The organism is uncultured Limnohabitans sp., assembly GCF_937889215.1.
Taxonomy (GTDB): domain Bacteria; phylum Pseudomonadota; class Gammaproteobacteria; order Burkholderiales; family Burkholderiaceae_C; genus Limnohabitans_A.
Genome location: NZ_CALBEX010000203.1, coordinates 1 through 6,805 on the forward strand (window position 1 = coordinate 1; position 6,805 = coordinate 6,805).

Annotated in this window: 9 protein-coding genes, 1 tRNA gene and 1 pseudogene; 6 read left to right on the top strand and 5 right to left on the bottom strand. The window is 57.8% G+C overall.

What is annotated here, in order from left to right; translation table 11 throughout:
• From Q0341_RS05230 to Q0341_RS05240, 3 genes are all read left to right on the top strand, one after another.
• Window positions 1-255, top strand: a 255-nt coding sequence (locus Q0341_RS05230) for a hypothetical protein (RefSeq protein ID WP_299511022.1), incomplete at its 5' end; no start/stop codon positions are given.
• Window positions 256-471: 216 nt separating this feature from the next.
• Window positions 472-1,077: a response regulator transcription factor gene (locus tag Q0341_RS05235; RefSeq protein ID WP_299511023.1), complete on the top strand. Its 606-nt coding sequence runs from the start codon at window positions 472-474 to the stop codon at window positions 1,075-1,077.
• Between the two features lie 13 nt (window positions 1,078-1,090).
• Window positions 1,091-1,648 carry a nuclear transport factor 2 family protein gene (locus Q0341_RS05240; RefSeq protein ID WP_299511024.1) on the top strand — a complete coding sequence of 186 codons (558 nt, stop codon included), beginning with the start codon at window positions 1,091-1,093 and terminating at the stop codon, window positions 1,646-1,648.
• 53 nt (window positions 1,649-1,701) lie between these two features.
• On the opposite strand, the gene Q0341_RS05245 is transcribed toward Q0341_RS05240, so the two are convergent.
• From Q0341_RS05245 to Q0341_RS05265, 5 genes are all read right to left on the bottom strand, one after another.
• A complete protein-coding gene (locus tag Q0341_RS05245) occupies window positions 1,702-1,872 on the bottom strand; it encodes a hypothetical protein (protein WP_299511025.1) in 171 nt (56 codons plus the stop codon).
• Window positions 1,873-1,949: 77 nt separating this feature from the next.
• Window positions 1,950-2,039, bottom strand: a tRNA-Ser gene (locus Q0341_RS05250).
• Between the two features lie 34 nt (window positions 2,040-2,073).
• Window positions 2,074-3,381, bottom strand: coding sequence for a serine--tRNA ligase (gene serS / locus Q0341_RS05255; protein WP_299511026.1), 1,308 nt, complete (start codon window positions 3,379-3,381; stop codon window positions 2,074-2,076).
• The gene (gene ispH, locus Q0341_RS05260; protein WP_299511027.1) at window positions 3,374-4,351 is read right to left on the bottom strand and encodes a 4-hydroxy-3-methylbut-2-enyl diphosphate reductase; all 978 of its coding nucleotides are present in this window, start codon (window positions 4,349-4,351) and stop codon (window positions 3,374-3,376) included. Before ispH ends, serS begins: the two co-directional genes overlap by 8 nt.
• Window positions 4,351-4,794 (bottom strand): FKBP-type peptidyl-prolyl cis-trans isomerase, encoded by a 444-nt coding sequence (locus Q0341_RS05265; RefSeq protein WP_299511028.1) that lies wholly within the window; start codon window positions 4,792-4,794, stop codon window positions 4,351-4,353. The genes ispH and Q0341_RS05265 overlap by 1 nt, the downstream gene beginning before the upstream one ends.
• A 130-nt stretch (window positions 4,795-4,924) precedes the next feature.
• On the opposite strand from Q0341_RS05265, the gene radC reads away from it, so the two are divergent.
• The 3 genes and pseudogenes from radC to purT all read left to right on the top strand — a co-directional run.
• Window positions 4,925-5,596: a DNA repair protein RadC gene (radC, locus tag Q0341_RS05270; RefSeq protein ID WP_299511029.1), complete on the top strand. Its 672-nt coding sequence runs from the start codon at window positions 4,925-4,927 to the stop codon at window positions 5,594-5,596.
• Window positions 5,597-5,637: 41 nt separating this feature from the next.
• The gene (locus tag Q0341_RS05275) at window positions 5,638-6,642 is read left to right on the top strand and encodes an adenosine kinase (protein WP_299511030.1); all 1,005 of its coding nucleotides are present in this window, start codon (window positions 5,638-5,640) and stop codon (window positions 6,640-6,642) included.
• Window positions 6,639-6,805: pseudogene (purT, locus tag Q0341_RS05280) on the top strand (phosphoribosylglycinamide formyltransferase 2); the annotation flags it as partial. The gene Q0341_RS05275 and the pseudogene purT, both read left to right, overlap by 4 nt.

A 6,805-nucleotide genomic window follows, 5' to 3' on the forward strand; every position in this document is an offset into this window, starting at 1 on the left:
TGTGAAGAGTATTCAGTAAATCATACAATAGATAACCAAAATTCTTCAAGTAGTTTTTGGGTAGCCAACAGCTTTCCTTTAAAAAACAAAACAGTTCCTTTTTTAGGTATGTATGCAAACAATCCTCATATAAAAGGATTTGTGTTAGAGTTTAACACCAAAACCCAAAACCAAAACATCACTACTAGAGTTACAAAAATAGAAGATAAAACCACAAAAATTAATACAAACGAGTACAAATCAATTGGAATGTAATCCTTAAAAACTACAACTATGAAAACAAAGTTTACTAAATACTTGCAAGCAAAGCTTGGGTAGCTGGCATGGCTGAAAAGCGCTTGTAGGGCTTGCTGTGCATTTCACTGGCAAGTCACGCCAAGCAATGATTTTGGTGTTTTCAATAAAAATTGTGTCAAAATCCAGATAAAACTGATATCCTTGTACTTTCAGTTTAGCGCGGAGAATTAAAACATGACTGTTTATGTCATCGACGACCACCCTTTGATGCGTGATGCACTCACCATGCTGCTTCACCGCGTGAAACCGGGTCTCAAAATCATTCCCATTCACAAATTGAATGTGGTGGAGTCGACCGTTGAAAAGAACGGCCCTCCAGAACTTTTCTGTCTCGATCTGCAACTGCCTGACACCCTGGGTGTCTCTGGCGTGCAGGTGCTCAAATCCAAATTTCCAGACGTCCCTTTGGTGGTGGTCACCAGCTCCAGCGCCAGCGAATACGAAGCGCGCTGCCTGGAAGCAGGCGCAGATGGTTTCATTGAAAAATCCAACAGCCCCGCGCTCATCATTGCCGGATTGCGCAGCCTATTGGTGACCGAAGAAGCTGCGGCCATCGAAGACGCTGCAGTGCCCGCCGGCCCTACCAAACTGTCAAAACGTCAAAAGCAGTTGATTTTGATGTTGGACCAAGGCCTGTCCAACCGCGAGATTGCCGAGAAATTGGAAATCAGCGAACACACCGTCAAAGTGCATTTTTGGCGTTTGTTCCGCCGCTTGGGGGTCAACAGCCGTACACAAGCCTTGCACTTCGCTCGAACCAACGGCTGGCTGGGCATTTAAAGGCTGCACGCACATGCCTGTGGTCTCCATCACGCTGCTGCCCGGCTACGACACCGACACGCAGCACCGCATGGTCAACCGCGTGGCCAATGCGGTTCGCTCGGTGATTGCCACGCCAGAGGCTGGCACCACGGTGTTCATCAACGAAGTCAGCACCTACCGGCGCGACGGCAAAGTGTTCAGTGGCGGCCGTGATCCCCACCCCGTGGCCTCGGATGTGGTGAACGCTTTTTTAGAGGCCATGCAAGCGCGAGATTTGGAAGCGGCGCAGTCTTTTTTGTACCCCCACTTCAAAATGTGTTTTCCCGGCGGCGTTGTGATGCACTCGCTGCCCGACATGGTGGCTTGGGCGCAGCAACGCTACAGCCGCATGGCCAAGCAATACGAACGGTTCGACGAGAGCTGGCAAGGCGATGCCACAGTGGTTTTTTGCCAAGGTACCTTGCAAGGCCAATGGCCCAACGGAGAGAACTTCTCGGGCATTCGCTTCCTGGACCGCATGGAAGTCGTGGATGGCTTGATCACACGCCAAGACGTTTGGAACGACTTGGCCGAACACCGCCAAGCTTGATCAGCCCCATGTCGCCGCACCGCTCGGCACTGTCCTAGGCAGAGGCTAAGGCCTCAATCTTCTTTTTTGTTGATGATGTCGGGCGTCACAGCATCGACCACATTGACCACTGTTTTGACACCGTACACCACTGTGGATGCGGCCAAATCTGCGATGGCCAGAACCGTGCAGCCCTGCAACAAAAAGGCCATGCACGTCATGCCGATCAGTGTTAAAAATTTCATCTGTGTGGCCCTGAAAAATCGGTGATAAATCACCGTAAAAAAACCCGCAATTGAAAAACAACTGCGGGTTTGTTCACTGGCGGAGAGGGAGGGATTCGAACCCTCGGTAGTGTTGCCACTACGCCTGATTTCGAGTCAGGTACATTCGACCACTCTGCCACCTCTCCTGATTCGGTGTCGTTTGTCGAAGCCGATATTCTATCAGGCCCGCAGGGTCTCCAAACCGCCCAAATACGGTTTCAGCACCTCAGGCACCGTGACGGAGCCATCGTCATTCTGGTAATTCTCCAGCACCGCCACCAAGGCGCGGCCCACGGCCAAGCCTGAGCCGTTCAAGGTGTGCACCAGTTCGTTTTTACCTTGTGCATTTTTGAACCGCGCCTGCAAACGGCGGGCCTGGAAGGCCTCGCAGTTGGACACCGAGCTGATCTCGCGGTACGTGTTTTGAGCAGGCACCCAGACTTCCAGGTCATAGGTCTTGCTCGCGCCAAAGCCCATGTCGCCCGTGCACAGGCTCATCACACGGTAAGGCAAGCCCAGCTTTTGCAAAATAGCCTCGGCGTGGCCGGTCATGGCCTCCAGCGCTTCGTAGCTTTTGTCGGGGTGCACGATTTGCACCATCTCGACTTTGTCGAACTGGTGCTGGCGGATCAGGCCACGCACATCGCGGCCGCCACTGCCCGCTTCGGATCGGAAGCAAGGGGTGTGCGCCGTCAGTTTGATCGGCAAATCGCTCTCGGCCAAAACTTCATCGCGCACCACGTTGGTGAGCGTCACCTCGGACGTGGGAATCAAGTAAAGCGCCTGGCTTTCTTCGCCCTCTTGACCACCTTTGTTGGCAGCAAACAGATCGGCCTCGAACTTGGGCAGCTGGCCCGTGCCGCGCAGCGTGTCGGCGTTCACGATGTAAGGCGTGTAGCACTCGGTGTAGCCGTGCTCTGAGGTCTGCACATCCAGCATGAACTGCGCCAGCGCGCGGTGCAAACGGGCCACGGGGCCACGCATGAAGGTGAAACGCGAACCGGTCAGCTTGGTGCCGGTGGCGAAGTCCAGGCCCAGCTTCTCGCCAATGTCCACATGGTCCTTGAGTTCAAAGTCGAAACTGCGCACCGTGCCCCAGCGGCGCACCTCGATGTTGCCTTCTTCGCCCGCGCCCACAGGCACTGACTCGTGCGGCAAGTTGGGCACCGCCAGCAACAGGTCTTGCAGCTCGGCCTGCAGCACCTCCAGGCGCTGCGCTGAAGCGTCCAACTCGTCCTTGATCGCGCCAACCTGCGCCATGACCGCATCGGCCTCGGCATGCTGGCCTTTGCCCTTGAGCATGCCAATTTGCTTGGACAGGCTGTTGCGCTGGCTTTGCAGCTCTTCGGTTCGGGTTTGCAGCGTTTTGCGCTCGCCCTCCAAAGCGCGGAAGGCGTCCACATTCAGGAAGGACTGGGGATTTTTACGTGTCTGCAAACGCGCGACAACGGCGTCCAGATCTTTGCGGAGTAGAACAATATCAAGCATGGGGCGATTGTAGTGAGCCGGGTTCCGGGTTTTCTGTGGCATCCAGCTTGAGGCCCTTGGGCAGCGGGAACTTGATGGTTTCCTGAATGCCATCGAGCGTGCGCACCGAGACCGCGCCCATGGCGCGCAGACGCGCAATCACCTCTTGCACCAGCACATCCGGGGCCGAGGCACCTGCGGTCAAGCCCACTTTCAGCGTGCCTTCGAACCAAGCCGGGTCCAGGTCGGCAGCCGTGTCCACCATGTAGGCGGGCGTGCCCAATCGGTCGGCCAGCTCGCGCAGGCGGTTGCTGTTGGAACTGGTGGGGCTGCCCACCACGATCACCACGTCCACCATCGGGCTCATCAGCTTGACGGCGTCTTGCCGGTTTTGGGTGGCGTAGCAAATGTCTTGCTGCTTAGGCTCGCGCACTTGCGGAAAGCGCGCCCTGACGGCCGCCACAATCTCGGCGGCATCGTCCACACTCAGCGTGGTTTGCGTCACCACCGCCAGCAAATCGGTCTGGGCGGGTTGCACCTTGGCCACGTCTTCCACGTCCTCCACCAAATGGATGCCGCTGTCAAGCTGGCCCATGGTGCCTTCCACCTCGGGGTGGCCCTTGTGGCCGATCATGATGAACTCATAACCCTCTTTGTGCAGCTTGGCCAGCTCCACATGCACCTTGCTGACCAGCGGGCAGGTGGCGTCAAAAATACGGAAACCGCGTCGCTCGGCCTCATCTTGAATGGCCCGGCTCACGCCATGGGCGCTGAAAATCAACGTGGCCCCGGGCGGCACATCGGCCAGCTCTTCGATGAAGATCGCGCCCTTTTCCTTCAGATCGTTGACCACAAAGGTGTTGTGCACGATCTCGTGGCGCACATAAATCGGGCGACCAAACTTGGTCAGCGCGTGCTCAACGATGTCGATCGCACGGTCCACCCCGGCGCAAAAGCCGCGCGGCTCGGCCAAAAGCACTTCAGATGTCATCACAGCACTCCAATCAGTTCAACTTCAAAGGTCACAGGCTGACCGGCCAGCGGGTGGTTGAAGTCAAACAACACCGCGCCCTCCTCGTTCACTTGCAGCACCGTCCCGGCGTAAGAGCCCAACCCGTCGGGCGTGGGGAACTGCACCACATCGCCCGCCGCATATTTCTCGGTCGGGTCACCCAACTCGTTGAGCAGCTTGCGCGCCACCCACTGCTGCATGTCCGCAATGTGCTCTCCAAACGCCTCCCCTGCCGGAATTTCCATCACCACCCGCGTGCCCTCGGCCAGGCCCAGCAAGCGCTGCTCCAAGGCGGGCGACAAGGTGCCCGAGCCCAGCGACATGGTGGCGGGCTTTTCGTTGAAGGTGTTGATGATGTCACCCTGCGGCCCGGCCAGGCGGTAGTGAAGCGTCAAGAAAGAGGCGGGTTCGACAATGGACATAAGGGTTTTCTGGAGTGCCGCAAACGCGGCCAAACGGGCATAAAGAAGACATTATTGTAAAAAGCCCGGCCGACCCGCTCCAACAAAGGGGCAAGCGTGACCGAAGGCTGCTCCAGGGAGGGGCTTCAACATGAGCATCAAGGATCTGCCACTCGATGCGCGTCCGCGCGAAAAATTGCTCGGCCGAGGCCCGCAGGCGCTGAGCGATGTGGAGCTTTTGGCCATCTTGCTGCGCACCGGCATGGCGGGCAAAAACGTGTTCCAGCTGTCCGAAGAGCTGCTCGGTTCTGACGGTATCGCGGGCTTGCTGCAGGCCACGGTGCAGTCACTCCAACGGGTCAAAGGCCTGGGGCCTGCCAAACAGGCCGAGTTGCTGGCCGTGTTCGAGCTGTCACGCCGTGCCCTGAGCCAGCGCCTGAAAGAGCGTGAGGTTTTTCACACGCCGGGCGCCGTTAAACAGTATTTGCATCTGCAACTGGCGCACAAAAACCACGAAGTCTTTGCGGTGCTGTTTCTGGACAGCCAAAACCGCATGTTGGCCCTGGAGGAGCTTTTTCGGGGCACCCTCAGCCAAACCAGCGTGTACCCGCGAGAGGTGGTCATGCGCGCCCTGCACCATCAGGCTGCCGCCGTGGTGTTAAGTCACAACCACCCGAGCGGCTCGGTGCAGCCCAGCCGGGCCGACGAGCATCTGACCCAGACCCTTAAAGCCTCTTTGGCCCTGGTGGATGTGCGCGTGCTCGACCACATCATCGTCAGCCAGGGCAAGACCCTGTCGATGGCGGAGCAAGGCTTGATGTGAGCGACCGCTAAACTCGGTGTTTTTCATTTTTGAAGCCCGTCATGTCCCACTACCACCTCTACGCCATCGGCAACGCCTTGGTCGACACCGAATACGAAGTCTCCGATGAACTGCTGAACGCCATGGGCGTGAGCAAGCGCCACATGACGCTGATCGACACTCCCCAACGCGCAGAACTGCTGACCCATGTGCAAGGCTTGCACGCTCGCCGCACCGGCGGCGGCTCGGCCGGTAACACGGTGGTGGCGCTGGCCCAATTGGGCGGCAAAGCGTTTTATTCGTGCCGTGTGGCCGACGATGAACTGGGCGCGTTTTACAGCCAAGACCTGCAAGCCAACGGCGTGACCACCAACCTGACCCACACACAGGCGCAAGAAGGCCAAACCGGCAGCTGCATGGTGCTGGTCACCCCCGACGCCGAGCGCAGCATGTGCACATTTTTGGGTGCCACCTCGCAGCTGGACGCCTCGGCCCTGCACCCGCAAGACATTGCCAAGTCCAAAATTTATTACATGGAAGGCTACCTGGCCGCCTCGCCCTCGGGCCTCGAAGCTGCAGTTCAAGGCCGCCAAATCGCCACCGAACACAAAGTGGCCACGGCCCTCACACTCAGCGATGTGAGCATGATCAACTTCTGCCGCGCAGGCCTCGAAGCCATGGTTGGCGACGGCCTGGACTATTTGTTTGCCAACGAAGAAGAAGCGCAAACCTGGTGCGGCAGCACCGACCTGGATGTCATCATTGGCCAACTGTCGGCTTTGGCCAAAACCGTCTGCCTGACGCGGGGGCCCAAGGGCTGCATCGTGGTGCAAGGCCAGCATCGCATCGAAGTGCCTGCTGTGCCCACAAAGGCCGTGGACACCAACGGTGCCGGCGACATGTTTGCCGGAGCCTTTTTATTCGGCATCACCCACGGCCAAAGCCCGGCACAAGCCGCTGCCCTGGCCAACCGCGCCGCCGCTGCCGTGGTCAGCCAACACGGCAACCGCTTGACACAGGCGCAAATGCAAGCCATTTACGCCGAATTTCAAAAGGCCTCGTCATGAAAAAAATCCTGCTTTTGGGCTCTGGTGAACTGGGCAAAGAATTCGTCATCAGCGCCAAGCGCCTGGGCTGCTATGTGATTGCATGCGACAGCTATGCAGGCGCGCCCGCCATGCAAGTGGCAGACGAGTTTTGCGTCTTCAGCATGCTCGACGAGGCGGCATT